A 20421-nucleotide genomic window follows, 5' to 3' on the forward strand; every position below is an offset into this window, starting at 1 on the left:
CGGCCGGACCGTCGCCTCGCTCCCGCGCCCCAGGCCCGCACCCCCCGGGGCTCCCCGGCCCGCGCCGGTACGGTCCTCCCACGGCGCCTCGGGCCGCACCCGGTGAGCGCCCCGCTCCCCGGCCTGCCCGCCGTCCTCTCCCTCGGCCTGCCCCGCCTGACCGCCGGCTTCGACACGGCGGAGCGCCTGGACCGCCGGGCCCACCTCGCCGTCCACGGTTCGATGCCCCAGCTCACCGAGGCCCAGCTGACCGAACTCGCCGAGACCGTCGCCCTGCGCGGCCGGGGCGGCGCGGGCTTCCCCTTCGGCCGGAAGCTGCGGGCGGTGGCCCGCTCGGCGCGGCGGCGGGACGTCCGCCCGGCGGTGGTCGTCAACGGCTGCGAGGGCGAGCCCGCCTGCCGCAAGGACGCCGTCCTCCTCGCCCGCGCCCCGCACCTGGTCCTGGACGGCGCCCTGCTGGCCGCCACGGCGCTCGGGGCGAACACCCTGGTCATCGGCGTGACCCGGCCGGCCACCGAGGAATCGGTGCGGGAGGCCCTGGCCGAGCGAGGGCTCGCGGACCGGCGCGGCCGCGCCCTGCGTGCCCGCGTGGTGCGCCTGCCGGAGCGGCTGGTCTCCGGTGAGTCCTCCGCGCTGCTGCGCGCCGCCGAGGGCGGCCCTCCGCTGCCGCCCGGCCGGCACGGGCGCGCCTCCGACGAGGGCCTGGGCGGCGCGCCGACCCTGTTGTCCAACACCGAGACGTACGCCCAACTCGCCCTCGCCGCCCGCCTGGGCGCCGACCGCTACCGCACCACCGGCACCACGGCCGAGCCCGGCACCCTGCTGCTCACCGTCTCCGGCGCGGTGCCCGAGCCGCGCGTCGTGGAGGTGCCCAGCGGCGTGCCGATGGCCTACGTGCTGCGCTCCTGCGGCGTCGATCCGGCGTTCCAGGGCGTGCTGACCGGCGGCTACCACGGCGCGTGGCTGGACGCCACGACGGCGCACGGGGCGGCGGTCTCCCGCGAGGCCCTCGCCGCCTGCGGCGGGGCGCTGGGCGCGGGGGCGGTACTGCCGCTTCCGGCGGACACCTGCCCGCTGGGCGAGGCGGTCCGGGTGGCGCACTGGCTGGCCGCCGAGTCCGCCGGGCAGTGCGGGCCCTGCCGGCTCGGCCTGCCGTCGGTGGCCGGGGCGCTGGCGGACGTGGTGGCCGGCGGCGGCAGGAGCGCCCTGGAGACCGTACGGGAGGCGGCGGGGGCCGTCCGGGGGCGCGGGGCGTGCGGGCACCCGGACGGGGCGGCACGCTTCACGCTGAGCGCCCTGACGGCCTTCACGGACGATCTGGCCGCTCATGTCCTGGGCGGCGGCTGCGGGCGCGGCACGGCCGGGGTGCTGCCCCTGCCCTTCGCCGCCGGAGCCGGCCCGGCGAATCCGGAGAGCGCCGAGCGGCTGGCGGTGGACTGGACGCTGTGCGAGGGCCACGGGCTGTGCGCGGGGCTGCTGCCCGAGCTCGTACGCCTGGGGCCGGACGGCTATCCGGCGCTCGCGGACGCGGGGGTGCCGACGCACCTGCGGGGCCGCGCCCTGCGGGCCGTGCGCCGCTGCCCGGCGCTCGCCCTGCGGCTCGACCGGGAGCGCTAGGCCGTGTCCGGCGGATCTTCGGCTGCGGGCCGGCCTTGCCGCCTGCGGCGGCGGGCGCCCTGCGGGCGCGTCCTCAAACGCCGGACGGGCTTGATTTCGCTGGGCTCAGCCACCTTCAGCCCGTCCGGCGATTGAGGACACCGCCGCGCAGCGGTGGTGCGCACGACGAACGAAAGCCCGCACGGGAAAACACGCGGCGACAAAGCGATGAGCGGGCCGTCCGATTCGGACGACCCGCTCATCTCCTGTGGAGCTAAGGAGAATTGAACTCCTGACCTCCTGCATGCCATGCAGGCGCTCTACCAACTGAGCTATAGCCCCTTGTTCTGTTTTCCGCCGCCCGGTTTCCCTGGCGACACGGAGTACATTACACGGAGCTCCCCCCCATCTGCCAAATCGCCGGCCCATGGGTGCTTGGGAGGGAGGCCGGCGGGGTAGCGCCGACCCCCCGCGCCCGTTTCACCCCATGTGTCCCCCGTCGTGATGCCGACCGCCATGGTGGCCACCGTCGTCGCCGTGGTGGAACTTCAGCACCTCGGGCGGCATCACCACGTACGGCCGCATCATCCCCATGTCCTCGTGCTCCAGCAGATGGCAGTGGTACATGAACCGGCCCTTGGCGCCCTGGAAGCGGCCGATCACGTTGACCATCTGTCCGGCGGGCACCTGGATGACGTCCTTCCAGCCCGCGTCGCCCTCCGACACCGGCACCCGCCCGCCGTACTCCAGCGGCGACCGGGTGCCGCCCAAGGCGGTGTCGAAGGGGCCGCCGGGACCCGTGGGGTAGAGGTCGCGGCTGAGCACCTGAAAGTCGATCAGGTGGATGTGCATGGGGTGCATGGGACCGCCCAGGTGCAGGAAGCTCCACTGCTCCCACGCGCCGTGCGCGACCATGAAGCCGAGCGTGTCGTCGAAGGCGCGGGCGCCCCGGCGGTACGTGCGCACCTTCCCGTCCGGCCCCTTGATCTGGATCACGCCCTCGCCGGGGACCGGCACCTCGCCCGGCTCGGCCCGGCGCATCTCCCACAGCGCGGGATGGGCGTCACCGGCGGTGCCGGGCGGGCTGAGGACGATCAGGCGGTGCCCGTGCGCCGGCGCGCTCTCGTGAGTGATGCGCCGGAACGACGTGGAGATGACCCGCGGCAGTACGAAGGAGTCGCGCACCGGCTCCGGCGCCACCCGGAACTGCATCACCTGCGGGTGGCGCACACCGGGCGCCGTGTTCACCAGGCGCAGCCGCCGTCCCCGCAGCCGGCCGAAGTCGATCAGCAGATCCATCCGCTCGGCGGGCGCCACGGACAGCGGCCCGTCCAGCGGCAGCGGGCGCGGCAGCAGGCCGCCATCCGTACCGATCTGCCAGGCGGCGCCGCGCACCGGCTCGCCGCTCTCCTCGTCGATCAGCCGCAGCTCGTAGGTGCGGGCGTTGGCGGCGTTCAGCAGCCGGAAGCGGTACCACCGGGCGGTCACGTCCAGGTGCGGCCAGATGACGCCGCTGACGAGGGTGTACGGGCCGGTGAACGCCTGGGTGACGTTCCCGCCGTGGGCGTCCTGGCCGACGACGACCGTCTTGTGGAGCAGCCGCCCGGTCAGCCGGCCGTCCTCGTCCAGGTCGAGGTTGCGGTCCTGGACGATCAGCGGGATCTCGCGGTCGCCGCGCGGCAGCCGCAGCGCGTCCTCCTCCTCGTCCCGGACGAGGTACATCCCCGCGAGGCCGGCGAAGACGTTCCACCGGGTGATGTCCATGGCGTGGTCGTGGTACCACCAGGCGACCGCCCGGTGATCGTTGGGGTATTCGGCGAGCTGGCTCTCGCCCGGCGAGACGCCGTTCTCCGTCCAGCCGTCGTTGCCGCCGCCGGTGGGGGCGCCGTGCAGGTGCGTCACGGTCCACGGCGGCAGCGCGGCCACGTCCGCGAGCGGTGCGGCGCCGCCGCGGCCCGGGACGTCGCCCGGTGCCGGGCCGCCGGGCACGGGCTTCGCCTCGACCGCCGTCACCGGGTGGTCGCCGCCGAGGCGGTTGTTCCAGGCGACCCGCAGCCGCCGGCCGCGCCGGACCTCGATGGTCGGGCCCGGGAAGTGCCCCCCGTAGGTCCACACCCGGGTGGGCGGCAGCTGCGAGTGCAGCCGGACCCAGGTGGCGGAGAGGTCGATCTCGATGCCGCCCCCGGCCACCGCTTCCGCGTACCCGGCGGACTCGGTGCGGCCGGGCCGGAGCACCGGCGGTACGCGCAGGGCGTCCAGGAAGGGTGTGAGTTCGGCCGCCTCCTCTTCGCGAGCAGGCGTCAGGGCGGGATCACGGAACGGTTCGCGGGCAGGGCTGATCACTGTTTCGGTCACCGGGTGACCTCCATCGCTTCCCCCGTGCCGCCGGCCGTTCCCGGCGGCAGCTCTCACCCCTCATGGACGCACGCGTGCACGAAGGGGGTTGCCGGGGGCGTGAAAATCAGGCTGTGGCGAAGGAGTAGAAGCGCTTCAGCGCGCAGTGCTCGTCGAGCAGCCGGCCGTAGATCGGCTCGCCTTCCAGCTCACGGTAGGTCTCGATGGGGTCGCCTTTTATGATCAGCGCCCGTGCGCACTCCACGCACCAGTACTGGTACGAGGAGTTGAGCGGCTCCATGTCGCGGACGATCGGCGTGCCGCCGCCGCACCAGTCGCACTTCCGGCTGTGTGCACCCATGGGTCAGTACGTTCCCCTTCGGCCCCGTCCGCTCCCGGCCTGCCGATTCTGTCACGGGACCCCGCCCGAACAGCAACAATCCCGCCTCCCAGTGAGGGAGACGGGATCGTCGTGATTGTGGAGCTAAGGAGAATTGAACTCCTGACCTCCTGCATGCCATGCAGGCGCTCTACCAACTGAGCTATAGCCCCGCTGCTCTTGGTTCCCCCGGAGGTTTCCCTCCGCGTTCCCCGCGAACAAGAAGAACTTTAGCCTGTGACCTGCCCGGATGTGAAATCGGGCCATGGGCGACGCTCAGTCGTCATCGCCCAGGACCGGCTCGGGCAGCGTCCCGGCGTTGTGCTCCAGCAGCCGCCAGCCGCGCGCGCCCTCGCCCAGGACGGACCAGCAGCAGTTGCTGAGGCCGCCGAGCGACTCCCAGGAGGTGGCCTCCAGGTGGAGCAGCCGGCCGATGGTCGTGCGGATGGTGCCGCCGTGGCTGACCACGACGAGCGTGCCGCCGTCGGGCAGCTTGTCGGCCTGGGCCAGGACGACCGGGGCGGCCCGGTCGGCGACCTCGGTCTCCAGCTCGCCGCCACCGCGCCGTACGGGCTCGCCGCGCTTCCACGCGGCGTACTCCTCGCCGTGGCGCGCGATGATCTCGTCGTGCGTGAGGCCCTGCCACACGCCCGCGTAGGTCTCGCGCAGTCCGGCGTCCCCGGCGACCGGCAGACCGGTGACCGCAGCGAGCTCCGCGGCGGTGGCCCGGGCCCGGCTGAGGTCGGAGGAGACGATGGCGTGCGGCCGCAGCGCGGCCAGCAGCCGGGCGGCCCGGCGCGCCTGCGCGACGCCGGTGTCGGTCAGCTCGATGTCCGTGCTGCCCTGGAAGCGGCGCTCCAGGTTCCACGCGGTCTGACCGTGCCGCCACAGGACGATGCGGCGGCCCCTGCCGATGGCCTGGTAGTGGCCCTTGCTGGCGTTCAGCTCAGCTCACCGTCCAGGTCACCCTGCGCCTTCGCGTGCTCCTCGGCCTTGCCGCGGGTGGCGACGGCGTCGTCGGGCAGGCCGATCTCGGGGCAGTCCTTCCACAGGCGCTCAAGGGCGTAGAAGACGCGCTCCTCGCTGTGCTGGACGTGGACGACGATGTCGACGTAGTCGAGCAGCACCCAGCGGGCGTCGCGGTCGCCCTCACGGCGCACCGGCTTGGCGCCGAGCTCCTTGTTGAGGCGCTCCTCGATCTCGTCGACGATCGACTTGACCTGGCGGTCGTTGGGGGCCGAGGCCAGCAGGAAGGCGTCGGTGATCGACAGGACGTCGCTGACGTCGTAGGCGATGATGTCGTGCGCGAGCTTGTCTGCGGCCGCCTGAGCGGCGGCCTTGATGAGCTCGATGGAGCGGTCCGTGGCGGTCACAAGCCATGCTTTCGCTAAAGAGGGTCAGTACCTGTCAAGGGTCTCACGACCGGACACCGGACCTCCTGGGCATTTCGTCCCCCGTCCGGCCGGCTCCCCGGCCGGCCGGACTCAGCTCTTGTAGTCCTTGCCCAGGACCACGGTGACGTCGGCGTTGCCGGCGCCCTTCGCCTTCTTCACGGCGCCCGCCGGCAGGCCCAGGGTCTTGGCGACCTCCTTGGCCTCCGCCGCCCGCGCGTCGTCGGCGTAGGTCACCGCGGACGCCGCCTCGGCCGGGCCCGCCGAGCCGCCGTCGACGACGGTGTAGCCGCCGTTGACAAGCGTGACCAGCGCGGATCCGGTGGCGCCCTTGTTGCCTGTGGCGTTCTTCACGCTGACCCGGGGCGCGGCGTTCTTGTCGGTGCTCTTCACCGTGCCGCCGAGCACCTCCTTGACCACCTTGTCGGTCGCCTGGTCACCGAGCGTCCCGTCGGTCCGCACGGGCAGCACGGCGGTGTCGTACGAGCCCTTCTTGGCCAGCACCGCCAGCTGGGCCAGCGAGGCGCCGAGCTGCTCGACCGAGAGCGAGGGGTCGGGGATCTGGGCGAGGGTCTCCACCGTCCGGGTGGCCGGGCCGGTCTCGCCGGAGAGCTTCTTCAGCACCGCCTGCATGACCTGGCCGAAGCGCGAGAGCTGCTTGTCCGGTGCCTCTCCGGGCGCGTGGTGGGTGGCGTAGGCGACGGCCATCCGGCCGCCGAGGTTCTGGGCCGTGCCCTTGCGGACCAGCGGGCGGTCGCCGGGCTTCTCGCCGGGGATGTCGGTGTCGGTGTCGACGGCGATGCCGCCGACCAGCTCGACGAGGTTCTCCAGGTACGGGGTGTCGAGCCGCCAGCTGCCCTTGATCTCGGCGCCGAGCAGGTTGTTCAGGGCGTCGCGGGTCGCGCCGGTGCCGTCGTCCTGCACGGACTTGCCGAGCGTGGTCGAACCGCCGCCCTCCCGAGGGACGGCCAGCGCGTTCGGGAGCAGGACGGTGGTGCCCTTCTTGGTGGTCTCGTTGTCGACCAGCAGGGCGGTGGAGCTGTCGCCGCCCTTGACCGCCCGCAGGTGGACGACGATCACGTCGCGCTTCTGGGCACCGCCGGCCGCGGCCGGGCCCTTGTCGTCGCGGGAGCCCGTGAACCACAGGTAGCCGGCCACGCCGGCCACCGCGAGGACCAGCACCACGACGAGCGCCACGACGCGGTTGCGGCCCTTGCGCTTGCGCTCGTCACGCCGCTCGGTGCGACTCTCGCTGAACTTGAGCCAGTCGATGACGTCCTCGGAGTCCTCGTCCGGCTCCTCGATGAACGAGAACTGCTCGGTGCGGTACTCCGGCGCGGACTCGCCCTGCCCCGGCTCCTCCGGTCCGGTGCGCGGCTCCTCGGGCCCGGACCGCGCGTCCTCGTGCGCGGGCGGCCCCGACTGCCGCGGGATCCACTCCTGCTGCTGCGTCCGCTGCTGGGGAGCCGCGGGCTGCTGCCGCTCGTACTGCTGGGCGGCGTACGGGTCGTAGCCGCCGCCATTGCCCGGGTAGCCGTAGTCCTGCTGCTGGAGGGGCTGTTGCTGTACGGGCTGCGGTGCGGCCTGCTGCTGGACCGGCTGACCGTACTGGTCGTAGACGCGCTCCGGGGCGTCCGGGCGGTACACCGGCTGACCGTAGGCGTCGTAGCCGTACACCTGCGGCTGCTGCCCGTACGGGTCCTGCGCGTACGCATCCTGTCGGTCGTTCACCGGTGCCCCTCAGTGCCCTGTCAGTGCTCGGTCGCTCGGTCGCTCAGTCGCGGTAGAGCTTGCGCTTGTCGATGTAGCGCACCACACCGTCGGGGACCAAGTACCAGACCGGCTCGCCCTTCTCCACACGCGTGCGGCAGTCCGAGGAGGAGATCGCGAGCGCCGGCACCTCGACCAGCGAGACGCCGCCCTCGGGCAGCCCCGGGTTGGCCAGTATGTGGCCGGGCCTGGTCACGCCGATGAAGTGGGCCAGCGAGAACAGCTCCTCGGTGTCCCGCCAGGTGAGGATCTGCGCCAGCGCGTCGGCGCCGGTGATGAAGAACAGGTCCGCTTCGTCGTTCAGGGAGCGCAGCTCGCGCAGGGTGTCCGTGGTGTACGTCGGGCCGCCGCGGTCGATGTCGATGCGGCTGACCGAGAACTGCGGGTTGGAGGCGGTGGCGATCACCGTCATCAGATAGCGGTCCTCGGCCGGTGACACCGTCTTGTGGCTCTTCTGCCACGGCTGCCCGGTCGGTACGAAGACCACCTCGTCCAGGTGGAACTGTGCTGCCACCTCGCTGGCGGCGACCAGGTGGCCGTGGTGGATCGGGTCGAATGTCCCGCCCATCACGCCGAGCCGCCGCTTCACGGGCCCTGTCTGCTCTCCCATGCGTGCAGACCCTACTGGGCGCGGCGAACCGCCGGACCCGCAGGGACCGGTGCGCTCAGCGGTCGCGGTTGAAGCGGGTCGTGATCCAGACCAGGAGCAGCAGGATGACCAGGGCGCCACCGCCGGTCATGTACGGGCTGATGCTGGTGTGGGTGTCGACGTGCTCGCCCTCGGAGGCGAGCGTGGTCAGGGCGGCGTGGGCTGACGTGAATGCGGTCATCTTCGGCAGGACCTATCCGGGATGGGATCGGGCAGAGATTTCTGCCACATCGTATGCGGGGGCCGCGGGCGCGCTCACGCCGACTCCACGGGTCGGGCCTCACCGAGGCCGTTCCCGTGCCTCCCCGGCCGGTCCCTCCCTCAGTCCTTCTTGCCGTAACCGCGTAGCAGGAACCAGGCGAGGAAGACGATTCCCACCACGCCGACCACGAGGACCGTACGGATGATCACACCCGGCCCTTGGTCGCCCTTGGAGACGGCGAGGAGCTCGGTGAATCCGGGATGCGTGGTGATGGCGTTCATGTCGGGCATGTCTCCACGGTAGCCATGTCAGTGGCAGCGCTTACTGTGGGGTCGTAGCCGGGGGACGGGCCATGATCAGCCCACTGAGGGGGTCTTGATGAGCGACAGCACCAGCGACCGCACGTCGGGGAACGGTTCCGGCGAGGAGCACGAGCGGCTGCCCGGCCGGCAGCGCAAGCGCTTCCCGGACATCTCCTCGCGCGCCTACGAGCATCCGGCGGACCGCTCGGCCCTGGTGGCGCTGCGCAAGCTGAGCGGTTTCGACACCGTCTTCAAGACGCTGAGCGGGCTGCTGCCGGAGCGCAGCCTGCGCCTGCTGTTCCTGTCCGACTCGGTGCGGGTCGGCGAGCAGCAGTTCCCGCACCTGCACACCATGCTGCTGGACGCCTGCTACGTCCTGGACCTGCCGAAGGTCCCCCCGATGTACGTCACGCAGGACCCGCAGCCCAACGCCATGTGCATCGGCCTGGACGAGCCGATCATCGTGGTGACCACGGGCCTGGTGGAGCTGCTCGACGAGGAGGAGATGCGAGCCGTCGTCGGCCACGAGGTGGGCCACGCCCTCTCGGGCCACGCGGTCTACCGCACGATCCTGCTGTTCCTGACGAACTTCGCGCTCAAGGTGGCGTGGATCCCGCTGGGCAACATAGCGGTGATGGCGATCGTGACCGCACTGCGCGAGTGGTTCCGCAAGTCGGAGCTCTCGGCGGACCGTGCGGGGCTGCTGGTGGGCCAGGACCTCAAGGCGGCGATGCGCGGCCTGATGAAGATCGCGGGCGGCAACCACCTGCACGAGATGAACGTCGACGCGTTCCTGGCCCAGGCCGAGGAGTACGAGGCGGGCGGCGATCTGCGCGACTCCGTGCTGAAGATCATGAACATACTGCCGCGGTCGCACCCGTTCACGACCGTGCGGGCGGCCGAGCTGAAGAAGTGGGCCGAGAGCCGTGATCACCAGCGGATCATGGACGGTCATTACCCGCGGCGCTCGGAGGACAAGGACACGTCCGTGACGGACTCCTTCCGGGAGTCGGCGAACCATTACGCGGAGTCGGTGCGGTCGAGCAAGGATCCGCTGATCGGGTTGGTGCGGGATATCGCGGGCGGGGCGGGGGACCTCGGCGGTCGGCTGCGGGATTCTTTTGGGGGGTGGGGGCGGCCTGCGGGGGGTTCCGGGAAGTCCGGGGACGAGGGCGGCGAGCCGGGGTCCGAGGAAGGGCCCAAGGAGGGCTGAGGGGGCGCGCTGGTGACCCGCCGGGGGTTCTTTCCCCTACCCGCCCCTTCCCGCAATCGGGGCTCCGCCCCGAACCCGGGTCCTCAAACTCCCCCAGCTACCGCTGGGAGGTGCCCCCAGACGGGCTGGGTGGTGACCTTAACCGGGGCTCCGCTCCGAACCCCGGCCCTCAAACGCCGGGCTGAATGGGCCCCGGACGGGCTGTGTCGGTTACCCCCGGACAGGCCCGGATCGGTCCCCCGAACGTCCCCCTACCGCCTCGGCAGCTGCGGCTGCGCGTTGTCCGACAGGCGGCCGCACAGGGCCGCTGTGGCCTGGCCCGTCGTGTACGGGTCCGTGCCTGCCGGGGCGTCGTTCGTGGGGCGCTGGCCGGCCAGGAGCGGGCGCAGGTAGACCTCGTCGTCGGCCGAGCAGGACTCCGGGCCGGCCTGGAGGCGGCTCTGCAGGACGGTGACGTGGTGCTCCTGGAGGCCGTCGCGGTCGAAGCGGAAGCGCAGCTCCCGGCGCACCGTGAACAGCGACGCCCGGTCCGCCCCGGCCTTGTCGCCGGCTCCCGCGGCGGCCGGCCGCAGGGCGTAGACGAAGGTGTGGTCGGCGGAGACCTCCAGCGTGGAGGAGCCCGTCTCGCTCACGGAGAAGACGCCCTGCGTCCGTACGGGTGTGTCAACCAGGGTCACCTGGGCGGGATCGAAGCGGACCAGCCAGGCGGTGGCCGCGTGCCGCCCGTCGTCGGCGGGGTGGTCGAAGCTGCGGTCGAACTGGTCGAGCTGTTCGGGGTCGAGCAGCAGCCGCACGCTGCGCTGGCCGCCGCCGGTGAGCACGGCCGGGTCGAGGGAGGACTTCACCGTGTACTCCTTGGCGGCGGCGAGCGCGGCCATGACCTGGCTCTCGGAGAAGTGCTGTGTGCTCCGCGCGGCGGGCAGCGTGACCCCCTCGGGGCCCAGCCGGAACTGGGCGGCCGGACTGTGCTCGAACAGCTCCCGTGCCGTGCCGCCGGGCACAGCGTCGCGGGGCGCGAGCGGGACGAGCGTGGAGCGCAGCGGCTCGGCGGCGGGGACCACCGGATCCCGGTAGGGGTGGCGCAGGCCCATGTAGACGGCGGTGCCGAAGGCGAGGGCGATCAGTATCACCAGGACGAGGACCTGGCGGGAGGTCCGGACGCGGGCCCACACATGGCGGTTACGGACAGCGAGCGCGTGATCGCCCATGCGTTCGTTCGCGGACAGCTCCTGAAGACGCGCAGCCCGGACGAACGATTCGTCGAAGACGACGGATCGGTACTCGTCCTCCCCGCCCCCCGGGACACCCTCGGGCGTCCCCTCAGGTGGGTCTCCAGGCCCGTCCATACCTCAAGAGTAGGTCTGCCGGGCGCTTGGTAAACGCGCTGGTACACGACAAGTTGTGAGCAATATTCCGGCTGCTGGATGCATGTACGTCGCCGCTGGTCGGCGGGGCCTACAGACGGGGTGCCGCCGAGGCCACCGGGGGCTCGGAATCGGCCGAGACGGAGGGCAGCGGGCCGGGCCGCTGCTCGGCCGGGGCGTCCACCCCGGTCGTCGCGGGCGGGGGATCGGAGCTGGGCCGCCCGCCGGAGGAGGCACTGCGGTACACGGCGGCGAAGGCGAGGGCCACCACACCGATGCCCATCAGGACGGCGAGCACCCAGGCCACCGGGCGGTGCCAGCGGGGATGGCCGCGGTAGGGGCGGCGTGCGGCGCCGTAGCGCCCGTACGGACCGTAGGCGTCGTCCGGGTCGAGGTCGTGCGCCAGGGACGGCCAGCGGCCCGTACGGCCCGCGTGGTGGCCGGTCCCCCGGGCGTGGCCGTCCCCGAAGAGGTCGTCGTAGTCGTAGGGGTCGTCGTCGGCCGGGCCGCCGCCGGCCCGGGACCGGGCGGCCTCCGCCTCGGCACGGGCCTGGGCGGCGGCGAGCATGCGCTCCGCCGCCGTCGGTTCGTGGATCACGGCGGACCGCACGAACTCCTCGTCGAAGACCACGGAGGCGAACGCGTCGTCCCCGCTGCGGTTGCTGTCGGGCTCCTCGCCGTCCGGGAACGGCTGGCCCCCCACGTCGTCCGGCACCCGACCAGCGTAGCCCCGAAGCGGTCAATCCGCGCAGCCGGTACGGGAATTCAGCTTCCGGCCGGAGTCCCGCCGCGCACGTGGCCGTCGCCCGTGACGATGTACTTGGTGGAGGTCAGCTCCGGCAGGCCCATCGGCCCGCGCGCGTGCAGCTTCTGCGTGGAGATGCCGATCTCCGCGCCGAAGCCGAACTGGCTGCCGTCCGTGAACCGCGTGGAGGCGTTGACGGCGACGGTCGTGGAGTCCACCAGCTGGGTGAACCGGCGGGCGGCGGCCTGCGAGGTGGTGACGATCGCCTCGGTGTGGCCGGACGTCCACAGCCGGATGTGCCGCACGGCGGCGTCCAGGCTGTCCACGACGGCGGCGGCGATGTCGTAGGAGAGGTACTCCGTCTCCCAGTCCTCGACGGTCGCGGGCACGACGGTGGCCGGGCCGCCCTGCGCCAGGGCGAGGACGCGTTCGCAGCCGTGCACGGTCACGCCCGCCTTCGCGAGCGCCGCGAGGGCCCTGGGCAGGAAGTCCGCGGCGATGTCCTGGTGCACGAGGAGGGTCTCGGCGGCGTTGCAGACGCTGGGCCGCTGGGCCTTGGAGTTGATGAGGATGTCGACGGCCATGTCGATGTCGGCCTCGGCGTCGACGTAGACGTGGCAGTTGCCGGTGCCGGTCTCGATCACCGGAACGGTGGACTCCTCGACGACCGTACGGATGAGGGAGGCACCGCCGCGCGGGATCAGCACGTCGACCATGCCGCGGGCGCGCATCAGCTCCCGTACGGATTCGCGGCTCTCGCCCGGCACCAGCTGGACCGCGTCGGCGGGCAGCCCGGCGCCGCCGACGGCGTCGCGCACGACCCGCACCAGGGCGGTGTTGGAGGCGTAGGCGGAGGAGGAACCGCGCAGCAGCACGGCGTTGCCCGACTTCAGGCACAGGGCCGCGGCGTCGACGGTGACGTTCGGCCGGGCCTCGTAGATGATCCCGACCACGCCCAGCGGCACCCGTACCTGGCGCAGGTCGATGCCGTTGGGCAGCGTGGAGCCGCGGACGACCTCGCCGACGGGGTCGGGCAGGGCGACGACGTCGCGGACGTCCTTGGCGATGGCCCGCACCCGCTCGGGGGTGAGGGTCAGCCGGTCGATGACGGTCCCGCTCGTCCCGGCGGCGCGGGCGCGCTCGACGTCCTCGGCGTTGGCCTCGACGATCTCCCGGGTGCGGACCTCCAGGGCGTCGGCGATCGCCAGCAGCGCCTCGTCCTTCACCGAGCGCGGCAGTGGCGCCAGCTCGGCGGCGGCGGCACGGGCGCGGTAGGCCGCGCGCAGCACGGGGGACTGCGGCATCGGATCGGCGAGGGGGGAGGGGAAAACGCTGCTCATGGCCCGCAGCCTAGTCGCGCGGCGCCCCGGGGCCACCTCGTATTCCGGACTGTGGGACGGGTGGGGTGCGGCCGGGGGGAGGGAGCCGGGTCAGAAGGGGTGCACGCCGACCGGGGTGGCGGGCAGCGGGCCGTAACCCTCCGCGATGCGGTGGTGATAGGTCTCCCGGTCGATGACCTCCAGGCCGACGATCTCCCAGGGCGGGAGCTTGGCCGTCCGGCGGTGCTCGCCCCACAGCCGCAGCGCCACCGCGGCGGCGTCGTGCAGGTCGCGGGCCTCTTCCCAGTAGCGGATCTCGGCGTGATCATTGGCGTAGCGGCTGGTCAGCAGGAAGGGGTGGTCGTGGGCGAGCTTCTCCAGGGCCCGCCGGACGTCCGCGATCGGCGCCTCGGCGCCCGAGACGCTCAGCGTGATGTGCCACAGCCGGGAGACCTCGCCGTGCTCCTCCACCGCGGCTGCCGCGGCCGGCTCCGTCTGCCCGGCGTCCACGTCGTCCGCCCGCTCGTGACCCGCGCCGACGCTGGTCAGCGCGCGCTCCTCCCCCAGGGCCCTGCGGCCGTGGGCGGGAGTGCCCCCGCCTCGGGGCAGCGCCCCTGGGCGCCCTCGTCTCACCGGCGGCCTCCTGTGTGTCTCGCCGCTCCGCGCGGGTGCGGCGGAGCCCTCTGGTGCCTGTTCTCGCTGTGTCCCACGCCGTGCCGGCGCCATGTCGGTGCCTCGGGGACCGCCTGCCCGTGACGGTCCCCCCGCATCAAAGTTGACCAGTCCGCGGGCGGCCGCGTGACGGTTTTCCGGAAGGTCCCCATGGAAAGGCTGGACTTACCCGCCTTCTCGCCCGTCGGTGACGCCCGTCAGCGGTGCAGCACGACCAGGTCGTCCCGGTGCACGACCTCGCGCTCGTACCCGGGGCCCAGATCACGGGCCAGGTCACGGGTGGACCGGCCGAGCAGCTGGGGGATCTCGCCGGCGTCGAAGGCGACGAGCCCGCGGGCCAGCGCCCGCCCGGAGGCGTCGCGCAGCTCGACGGGGTCGCCCGCGCTGAATTCGCCCTCGACCGCCGCGATGCCCGCGGGCAGGAGCGAGGCGCTGCCCTCGATCACCGCCCGTACGGCCCCCTCGTCCAGCGTCAGGGCGCCGCGCGGGGTGGAGGCGTGCGCGAGCCACAGCAGCCGGTCGGCGGAGCGGCGGCCGGTGCGGTGGAAGTAGGTACCGGTCGGGCGGCCGGCCAGGGCGTCGGCGGCCTGGCTGGCGGAGGTGAGGACGACGGGGATGCCCGCGGCGGCGGCGATCCGGGCGGCCTCGACCTTGGTGACCATGCCGCCGGTGCCCACGCCGGCTTTGCCGGCGCTGCCGATGGTGATGCCGTCGATGTCCCGCGGACCGGTGACCTCGGCGATCCGCGAGGTGCCCGGGGTGCTGGGGTCGCCGTCGTACAGGCCGTCGACGTCCGACAGCAGGATCAGCAGGTCGGCGCGTACGAGGTGGGCGACGAGGGCGGCGAGGCGGTCGTTGTCGCCGAAGCGGATCTCGTCCGTGGCCACCGTGTCGTTCTCGTTGACGACCGGGACCGCGCCCATGGCCAGCAGCTGGTCCAGGGTCCGGCGGGCGTTGCGGTAGTGCGCGCGGCGGCTGGTGTCGTCGGTGGTGAGCAGCACCTGGCCGACCCGGCGGCCGTAGCGCGCGAAGGACGCGGTGTAGCGGGCGACCAGCAGGCCCTGGCCGACGCTGGCGGCCGCCTGCTGGCGGGCCAGGTCGCGCGGGCGCCGGTCCAGGCCCAGCGGCGCGAGGCCGGCCGCGATGGCACCGGAGGAGACCAGCACGATCTCCTTCTCCCCGGCGCTCTTGGCCAGCGTGTCGACGAGCGCGTCAACCCGGTCGGCGTCCAGCCCCCCGCCCGCGGTGGTGAGGGAGGAGGATCCCACCTTGACCACGATCCTCCGGGCGCCCGTCACCTCCGCGCGCGCCGCCGCTCCCGCCTCGTTACCCGCCCCTGCCCCTGTCACGTACGTACACCCCTGTGATCGCCGGTCGTCTGCGTCTTCCGGCCCGCAAATCTACCGCCCGGACGATTGTGGTCGTTCGGCCCTGTTTTGTAATGATTGCCGTCGCGGAAGATTGCTCCTGGACCTGCCGCCGTCATACGGTCGGTAGTCGACCGTTGTCCAGGCACGGTCCCCCACCCCCGCTGGTAACCCCGTTCCCCCGTCCTCCTGCCAGGAGCCCGCCCAGTGCCTTCTGCCGGAACAGCCTCCCGCCGAGCCGTACAGCTCGCGGCGCTGCTCGCGATGCTGGTGTTCTTCGCCACTCAGCTCGTGGGAGCCCTGCTGCCCAACGTGCCGCTCTTGATCACCGCCTCGGCGGCGGGTCTCGCGCTCGACCTCTACCTCCAGCACCGGGATCCCGGTCTGGTCGCCGTGCTCGGCAAGATCCGCTTCGATGTCATGGTGCGGCAGCTGCTGCGCGACATGCTGGTCCTGATCGGTCTGCTGCGCCTGCACGGCGACGGCCCGCTGAGCGACTACGCCCCGGTCTTCGTCGGCCTGGTGCTCTTCTACGGCACCCACCTCGCCTGCCAGGCCACCGCGATCCTCGTCCGCCGCAGCCGTACGCTCCCGTTCCTGACCCGGAACATCGACGCCTCCGGCCTGCGCCTGACCGCCGCACCGCCGCGCCTGCTGGCCCGCCAGCACGGCCGCCGCCTGCTGCGCTTCGCGATCCCGGCCACGGCGGGCATGCTGGTCACCGCCGGCACCGGGCGGCCGCTGTGGGGCGAGCTCGGCATGGGTCTCGCGGTCCTCCTCGGCCTCGGCGGCACCGCCTACCTGGCCGGCTGGCTGCGGCCGAAGAAGCGCGTCGCCAACGAACAGCGGGCCCTGGAGTGGCTGGACCGCTGGCTGGCCGACTACCGCCCGACCGTCGGCATGTACTTCTCCGGCGGTACGAGCTCGGCCTACCAGGCCAACATGTGGCTCTCCACACTCTCCGAGCTCGACGGCAACCCGGTCATCGTGCTCCGCGAGCGCTTCATGGTGCAGAAGATCGACGCCACCGACGTGCCGATCGTGTGCATCCCCAAGGTCGTGCACCTGATGGCGCTGGAGAAGTCCTCGCTGAAGATGATGCTGCACCCGGCGAACTCCGGTAAGACCTCCCAGGTCCTGCGCATGCCGTCGATCAAGCACGCCTTCACCAACCACGGCGAGAGCGACAAGCTCTCCAGCTGCAACCCGTACTCCAAGGCGTACGACGAGATCTGGGTCGCCGGTCCCGCCGCCCGCGAGCGCTACCAGCTCGCCGACATCGGCGTCGACGACCGCGACGTCGTGGAGGTCGGCCGCCCCCAGCTGGCGCCGATCCTGCCGTACGCCGGCCCGCCGGCCGCCGACGGCTTCACCACCGTCCTCTACGCGCCGACCTGGGAGGGCTGGGACGGCCAGCCCGGCAACACCTCGGTGATGCTCGCCGGCGAGAACATCGTGCGCGCCCTGCTCGCCGACCCCAAGGTCCGGCTGCTGTACAAGCCGCACCCGATGACCGGCTCCGTCGACCCGCGCGCGGGCCGCGCCAACGAGCGCATCCAGGCCATGATCCGCGAGGCCAACACCCGCCGCGGCGGTCCCCGCCCCGGCCCGGAGACCGCCGCCGAGCTGGCGCGCCGCACGGCCGAACTGGACCGGCTCACCACCAGCACCTTCCGCGACAGTGCGGACGAGGTCGAGCGCATGCTGCTGCAGGGTGCGCCGGAGAAGGGCCGCGCCGCGACCGTCGAGGCCGCCACGGTCGCCTGGGAGGCCGCGTACTGGGCCTCGCTGCCCGAGTGGGAGCACCAGGTCATCACGGCCGCCCGGCCGGCCCTCTACACCTGCTTCAACCAGTCCGACCTGCTGATCAGCGATGTCTCCAGCGTGGTCTCGGACTACCTGATCAGCGAGAAGCCCTACGCGGTGGCCAACACCAGCGGGCTGGCCGAGGACGAGTTCCGCGCGGTCTTCCCGACGGTCAGCGCCGCCACGATCCTCTCGCCCGAGGCCGAGCAGGTCCCGGCGCTCCTCGCGGAGGTCCGCGGCACCGGGCAGGACGCCCACGCGGCGGCCCGCGCGGCGCTGAAGGTCCAGCTGCTGGGTCCCTCCGACCCGCCGTCGCTGGTCCGCTTCAACCAGGCCGCGCTCGCGCTCGCCGCCAAGGCGGACGAGCGACGGGCCCGGATGGAGGCCCGCGCCTCGGAGATCCCCACGCAGCGCGAGGCGGACACGATCGCGTCCGTCTGACGGGTTCCGAACGTACGGGGAACGCCCCGGGAGGATGTCCTCCCGGGGCCTTTCGCGTAGGGACGCGCGGACGTCGCTCCGGGCTTGTCGGCCACGTCCGATGCCCCTGCGCCGGTGCGCACGCGGACCCCGCCCGGCAGACGAAGTGCGGCGTCACCGCTGCCGCCACGGCGGTCACGGTCGCCGCGCCGACCCCGCTCGCCCCGTTCCTGACGCGCGAAAGCCCCGGTGGCCGCCTCACGGGGAGGCGGCCACCGGGGCTCGGGCAGAAGGCCGGTGTCAGGCTGTCAGGCCCTCACGCCGTCAGAACGGCTTGAAGCCGTCGTACTCGCGCTGCGCCTCGTCCCGCTCCGCCTCGCGCTCGCGGCGGCGCGTCGCCGCCGGCCGCGGGGCCTCCAGACGGTGGTCCTCGCCACGGCGGCCGAGCATCTCCGCGCCCGCCATCATCGTGGGCTCCCAGTCGAAGACGACCGCGTTGTCCTCGGCGCCGATGGCCACGCCGTCGCCCGCGCGGGCACCGGCCTTCATCAGCTCGTCCTCGACACCGAGACGGTTGAGACGGTCCGCCAGATAGCCGACGGCCTCGTCGTTGTTGAAGTCCGTCTGGCGCACCCAGCGCTCCGGCTTCTCGCCGCGCACGCGGTAGATGCCGTCCTCCTCCAGAGTGACCGTGAAGCCCGCGTCGTCGACGGCCTTGGGGCGGATGACGATACGGGTCGCCTCCTCCTTCGGCTTGGCCGCGCGCGCCTCGGCGATGATGCCGGCCAGCGCGAAGGAGAGCTCCTTCAGGCCCGTACGGGCGACGGCGGACACCTCGAAGACCTGGTAGCCGCGCGCCTCCAGATCCGGGCGGATCATCTCGGCGAGGTCCTGGCCGTCCGGGATGTCGATCTTGTTGAGGACGACGATGCGCGGCCGGTTCTCCAGGCCGCCGTACTGCTGGAGTTCGGCCTCGATGGCGTCCAGGTCGGTGACCGGGTCGCGGTCGGACTCCAGGGTCGCCGTGTCGAGGATGTGCACGAGCACCGAGCAGCGCTCGACGTGCCGCAGGAACTCCAGGCCCAGGCCCTTGCCCTGGCTGGCGCCGGGGATCAGTCCGGGGACGTCGGCGATGGTGTAGACGGTCGAACCGGCCGTCACCACACCGAGGTTGGGGACCAGCGTCGTGAAGGGGTAGTCCGCGATCTTCGGCTTGGCGGCCGAGAGCACCGAGATCAGCGAGGACTTGCCGGCGCTCGGGTAGCCGACCAGCGCCACGTCGGCGACGGTCTTGAGCTCCATGACGATGTCGCGGGCCTCGCCCGGCTCGCCGAGCAGCGCGAAGCCGGGGGCCTTGCGGCGGGCGGAGGCGAGCGCGGCGTTGCCGAGACCGCCGCGGCCGCCCTGGCCGGCGACGAAGGTGGTGCCCTGGCCGACCAGGTCGGCGAGGACGTTGCCCTGCTTGTCGAGGATGACGGTGCCGTCCGGCACGGGCAGGACGAGGTCCTGGCCGTCCTTGCCGGAACGGTTGTCGCCCGCGCCGGGCTGACCGTTGGTGGCCTTGCGGTGCGGGCTGTGGTGGTACTCGAGGAGCGTGGTGACGGACTGGTCCACGACCAGCGTCACATCGCCGCCACGGCCGCCGTTGCCGCCGTCAGGGCCGCCCAGCGGCTTGAACTTCTCACGGTGAACGGAGGCGCAGCCATGGCCTCCGTTACCCGCGGCGACATGCAGCTCGACGCGGTCCACGAAGGTGGTCATTGCGGTGCCTCCAGATGAATACGGGGATGTCTCTTTATTGAACGCGCCGAGGGCGGACCAGCTTCCCCGTCACCGGAAAAAGCGGGCCCGCCCTCGGAAAGGTGCTATGTCGTGCCGAAAGGCTGATTACTCAGCGATCGGGACGATGTTCACGACCTTGCGACCACGGTGGGTGCCGAACTGCACCGCGCCCGCGGCCAGCGCGAACAGGGTGTCGTCGCCACCGCGACCGACGCCCGTGCCCGGGTGGAAGTGGGTGCCGCGCTGGCGGACCAGGATCTCACCGGCGTTGACGGCCTGGCCGCCGAAGCGCTTGACGCCGAGCCGCTGAGCGTTGGAGTCGCGACCGTTCCGGGTGGACGATGCGCCCTTCTTGTGTGCCATGTGTTCTCAGTCCCTTACTTCGCAGCCGTGGGGATGCCGGTGACCTTGATCGCCGTGTACTGCTGGCGGTGACCAATGCGCTTGCGGTAGCCGGTCTTGTTCTTGTACTTCAGGATGTCGATCTTGGCACCCTTGTGGTGATCCACGATCTCGGCCTGGACCTTGATCCCGGCCAGCACCCACGGGTCGCTGGTGACGGACTCGCCGTCGACCACGAGCAGCGTGGAGAGCTCGACGGAGTCGCCCACCTTGCCGTCGGAAATCTTGTCAACCTCGACGATGTCGCCGACAGCAACCTTGTGCTGGCGACCACCGCTACGCACAACTGCGTACACGCGGATCTCACTCTCTCGCTGGTAATCGGGACCTCTGATGCCAGCCGCTCACACGGGCGAAAACCCGTGATAATCCGAGTGGACGAGCGGCCTCTCCCGGAATGCACCGGAAGGGATGTGCTCAGGGGTTGGCGTACAGACGCCGAAGGACAAGGTTACGGGGCCTCATCCCAAGGGTCAAACCGGGTCCGGGCCCCCGTAAGGGGCCCGGACCGGGCACTACTGATCGGCTCAGTCCTCGGTGGATCCGGCGGTCGCGGCCGCCTTCTTCGCCGTCTTCTTCGCCGGTGCCTTCTTGGCCACCGTCTTGGTGGCGGTGGCCTTCTTGGCGGTCGTCGTCTTCTTGGCGGCCGTCGTCTTCTTGGCCGCCGTCTTCTTCGCGGTGGCCTTCTTCGCCGGTGCCTTCTTGGCC

The 20421-nt window shown here is 72.3% G+C and carries 19 protein-coding genes, 2 tRNA genes and 1 pseudogene; 3 read left to right on the forward strand and 19 right to left on the reverse strand.

Features of this window, described 5'->3' with window-relative positions:
• Positions 1 to 102 precede the first annotated feature (102 nt).
• A pseudogene (locus tag J7E86_RS22415) lies at positions 103 to 1608 on the forward strand (NADH-ubiquinone oxidoreductase-F iron-sulfur binding region domain-containing protein); the annotation flags it as partial.
• A 257-nt stretch (positions 1609 to 1865) separates the two neighbouring features.
• Here the strand turns inward: J7E86_RS22415 and J7E86_RS22420 are convergent.
• From J7E86_RS22420 to J7E86_RS22465, 10 genes are all read right to left on the reverse strand, one after another.
• Positions 1866 to 1938, reverse strand: a tRNA-Ala gene (locus J7E86_RS22420).
• Between the two features lie 138 nt (positions 1939 to 2076).
• A complete protein-coding gene (phsA, locus tag J7E86_RS22425; RefSeq protein ID WP_374223846.1) occupies positions 2077 to 3951 on the reverse strand; it encodes an O-aminophenol oxidase PhsA in 1875 nt (624 codons plus the stop codon).
• Positions 3952 to 4057: 106 nt separating this feature from the next.
• Positions 4058 to 4291 carry a hypothetical protein gene (locus J7E86_RS22430; RefSeq protein WP_215083536.1) on the reverse strand — a complete coding sequence of 78 codons (234 nt, stop codon included), beginning with the start codon at positions 4289 to 4291 and terminating at the stop codon, positions 4058 to 4060.
• Positions 4292 to 4409: 118 nt separating this feature from the next.
• A tRNA-Ala gene (locus J7E86_RS22435) sits at positions 4410 to 4482 on the reverse strand.
• A gap of 103 nt (positions 4483 to 4585) precedes the next feature.
• Positions 4586 to 5254, reverse strand: a complete 669-nt coding sequence (locus J7E86_RS22440) for a histidine phosphatase family protein (RefSeq protein ID WP_215083551.1) — start codon at positions 5252 to 5254, stop codon at positions 4586 to 4588.
• Entirely contained in the window at positions 5251 to 5682 is a 432-nt protein-coding gene (gene rsfS / locus J7E86_RS22445; RefSeq protein WP_215083537.1) for a ribosome silencing factor, read from the reverse strand. The genes J7E86_RS22440 and rsfS overlap by 4 nt, the downstream gene beginning before the upstream one ends.
• Before the next feature lie 111 nt (positions 5683 to 5793).
• Complete coding sequence (locus J7E86_RS22450) at positions 5794 to 7431, reverse strand: LCP family protein (RefSeq protein WP_215083538.1); 1638 nt, start codon at positions 7429 to 7431, stop codon at positions 5794 to 5796.
• 43 nt (positions 7432 to 7474) lie between these two features.
• The gene (nadD, locus tag J7E86_RS22455; RefSeq protein WP_215083539.1) at positions 7475 to 8080 is read right to left on the reverse strand and encodes a nicotinate-nucleotide adenylyltransferase; all 606 of its coding nucleotides are present in this window, start codon (positions 8078 to 8080) and stop codon (positions 7475 to 7477) included.
• 55 nt (positions 8081 to 8135) lie between these two features.
• Entirely contained in the window at positions 8136 to 8300 is a 165-nt protein-coding gene (locus J7E86_RS22460; protein WP_215083540.1) for a hypothetical protein, read from the reverse strand.
• 140 nt (positions 8301 to 8440) lie between these two features.
• Entirely contained in the window at positions 8441 to 8611 is a 171-nt protein-coding gene (locus J7E86_RS22465; protein WP_215083553.1) for a hypothetical protein, read from the reverse strand.
• Between the two features lie 88 nt (positions 8612 to 8699).
• Between J7E86_RS22465 and J7E86_RS22470 the strand changes: the two genes are divergently transcribed.
• Positions 8700 to 9836 carry a M48 family metallopeptidase gene (locus J7E86_RS22470; RefSeq protein ID WP_215083541.1) on the forward strand — a complete coding sequence of 379 codons (1137 nt, stop codon included), beginning with the start codon at positions 8700 to 8702 and terminating at the stop codon, positions 9834 to 9836.
• Positions 9837 to 10087: 251 nt separating this feature from the next.
• Here the strand turns inward: J7E86_RS22470 and J7E86_RS22475 are convergent, their stop codons facing one another.
• The 5 genes from J7E86_RS22475 to proB form a co-directional block, all read right to left on the reverse strand.
• On the reverse strand, positions 10088 to 11182 hold the full coding sequence (locus J7E86_RS22475; RefSeq protein ID WP_215083542.1) for a hypothetical protein: 1095 nt from the start codon (positions 11180 to 11182) through the stop codon (positions 10088 to 10090).
• A gap of 109 nt (positions 11183 to 11291) precedes the next feature.
• Entirely contained in the window at positions 11292 to 11915 is a 624-nt protein-coding gene (locus J7E86_RS22480) for a hypothetical protein (RefSeq protein ID WP_215083543.1), read from the reverse strand.
• A 50-nt stretch (positions 11916 to 11965) separates the two neighbouring features.
• Complete coding sequence (locus tag J7E86_RS22485) at positions 11966 to 13285, reverse strand: glutamate-5-semialdehyde dehydrogenase (protein ID WP_215083544.1); 1320 nt, start codon at positions 13283 to 13285, stop codon at positions 11966 to 11968.
• Positions 13286 to 13375: 90 nt separating this feature from the next.
• On the reverse strand, positions 13376 to 13897 hold the full coding sequence (locus tag J7E86_RS22490) for a hypothetical protein (protein ID WP_215083545.1): 522 nt from the start codon (positions 13895 to 13897) through the stop codon (positions 13376 to 13378).
• 236 nt (positions 13898 to 14133) lie between these two features.
• Positions 14134 to 15234: a glutamate 5-kinase gene (gene proB / locus J7E86_RS22495; RefSeq protein ID WP_215083552.1), complete on the reverse strand. Its 1101-nt coding sequence runs from the start codon at positions 15232 to 15234 to the stop codon at positions 14134 to 14136.
• A 276-nt stretch (positions 15235 to 15510) separates the two neighbouring features.
• Between proB and J7E86_RS22500 the strand changes: the two genes are divergently transcribed.
• Positions 15511 to 17550 carry a hypothetical protein gene (locus tag J7E86_RS22500; protein WP_215083546.1) on the forward strand — a complete coding sequence of 680 codons (2040 nt, stop codon included), beginning with the start codon at positions 15511 to 15513 and terminating at the stop codon, positions 17548 to 17550.
• A gap of 303 nt (positions 17551 to 17853) precedes the next feature.
• On the opposite strand, the gene obgE is transcribed toward J7E86_RS22500, so the two are convergent.
• The 4 genes from obgE to J7E86_RS22520 form a co-directional block, all read right to left on the reverse strand.
• A complete protein-coding gene (gene obgE / locus J7E86_RS22505) occupies positions 17854 to 19290 on the reverse strand; it encodes a GTPase ObgE (protein WP_215083547.1) in 1437 nt (478 codons plus the stop codon).
• Between the two features lie 126 nt (positions 19291 to 19416).
• A complete protein-coding gene (rpmA, locus tag J7E86_RS22510) occupies positions 19417 to 19674 on the reverse strand; it encodes a 50S ribosomal protein L27 (RefSeq protein WP_116211787.1) in 258 nt (85 codons plus the stop codon).
• A gap of 14 nt (positions 19675 to 19688) precedes the next feature.
• Positions 19689 to 20009 (reverse strand): 50S ribosomal protein L21, encoded by a 321-nt coding sequence (rplU, locus tag J7E86_RS22515; RefSeq protein ID WP_130877714.1) that lies wholly within the window; start codon positions 20007 to 20009, stop codon positions 19689 to 19691.
• A gap of 231 nt (positions 20010 to 20240) precedes the next feature.
• Positions 20241 to 20421: hypothetical protein (locus J7E86_RS22520; protein WP_215083548.1), on the reverse strand; the 181-nt coding region annotated here is incomplete at its 5' end.

The sequence above is a fragment of the Streptomyces sp. ISL-11 genome, assembly GCF_018614525.1.
Taxonomy (GTDB): domain Bacteria; phylum Actinomycetota; class Actinomycetes; order Streptomycetales; family Streptomycetaceae; genus Streptomyces.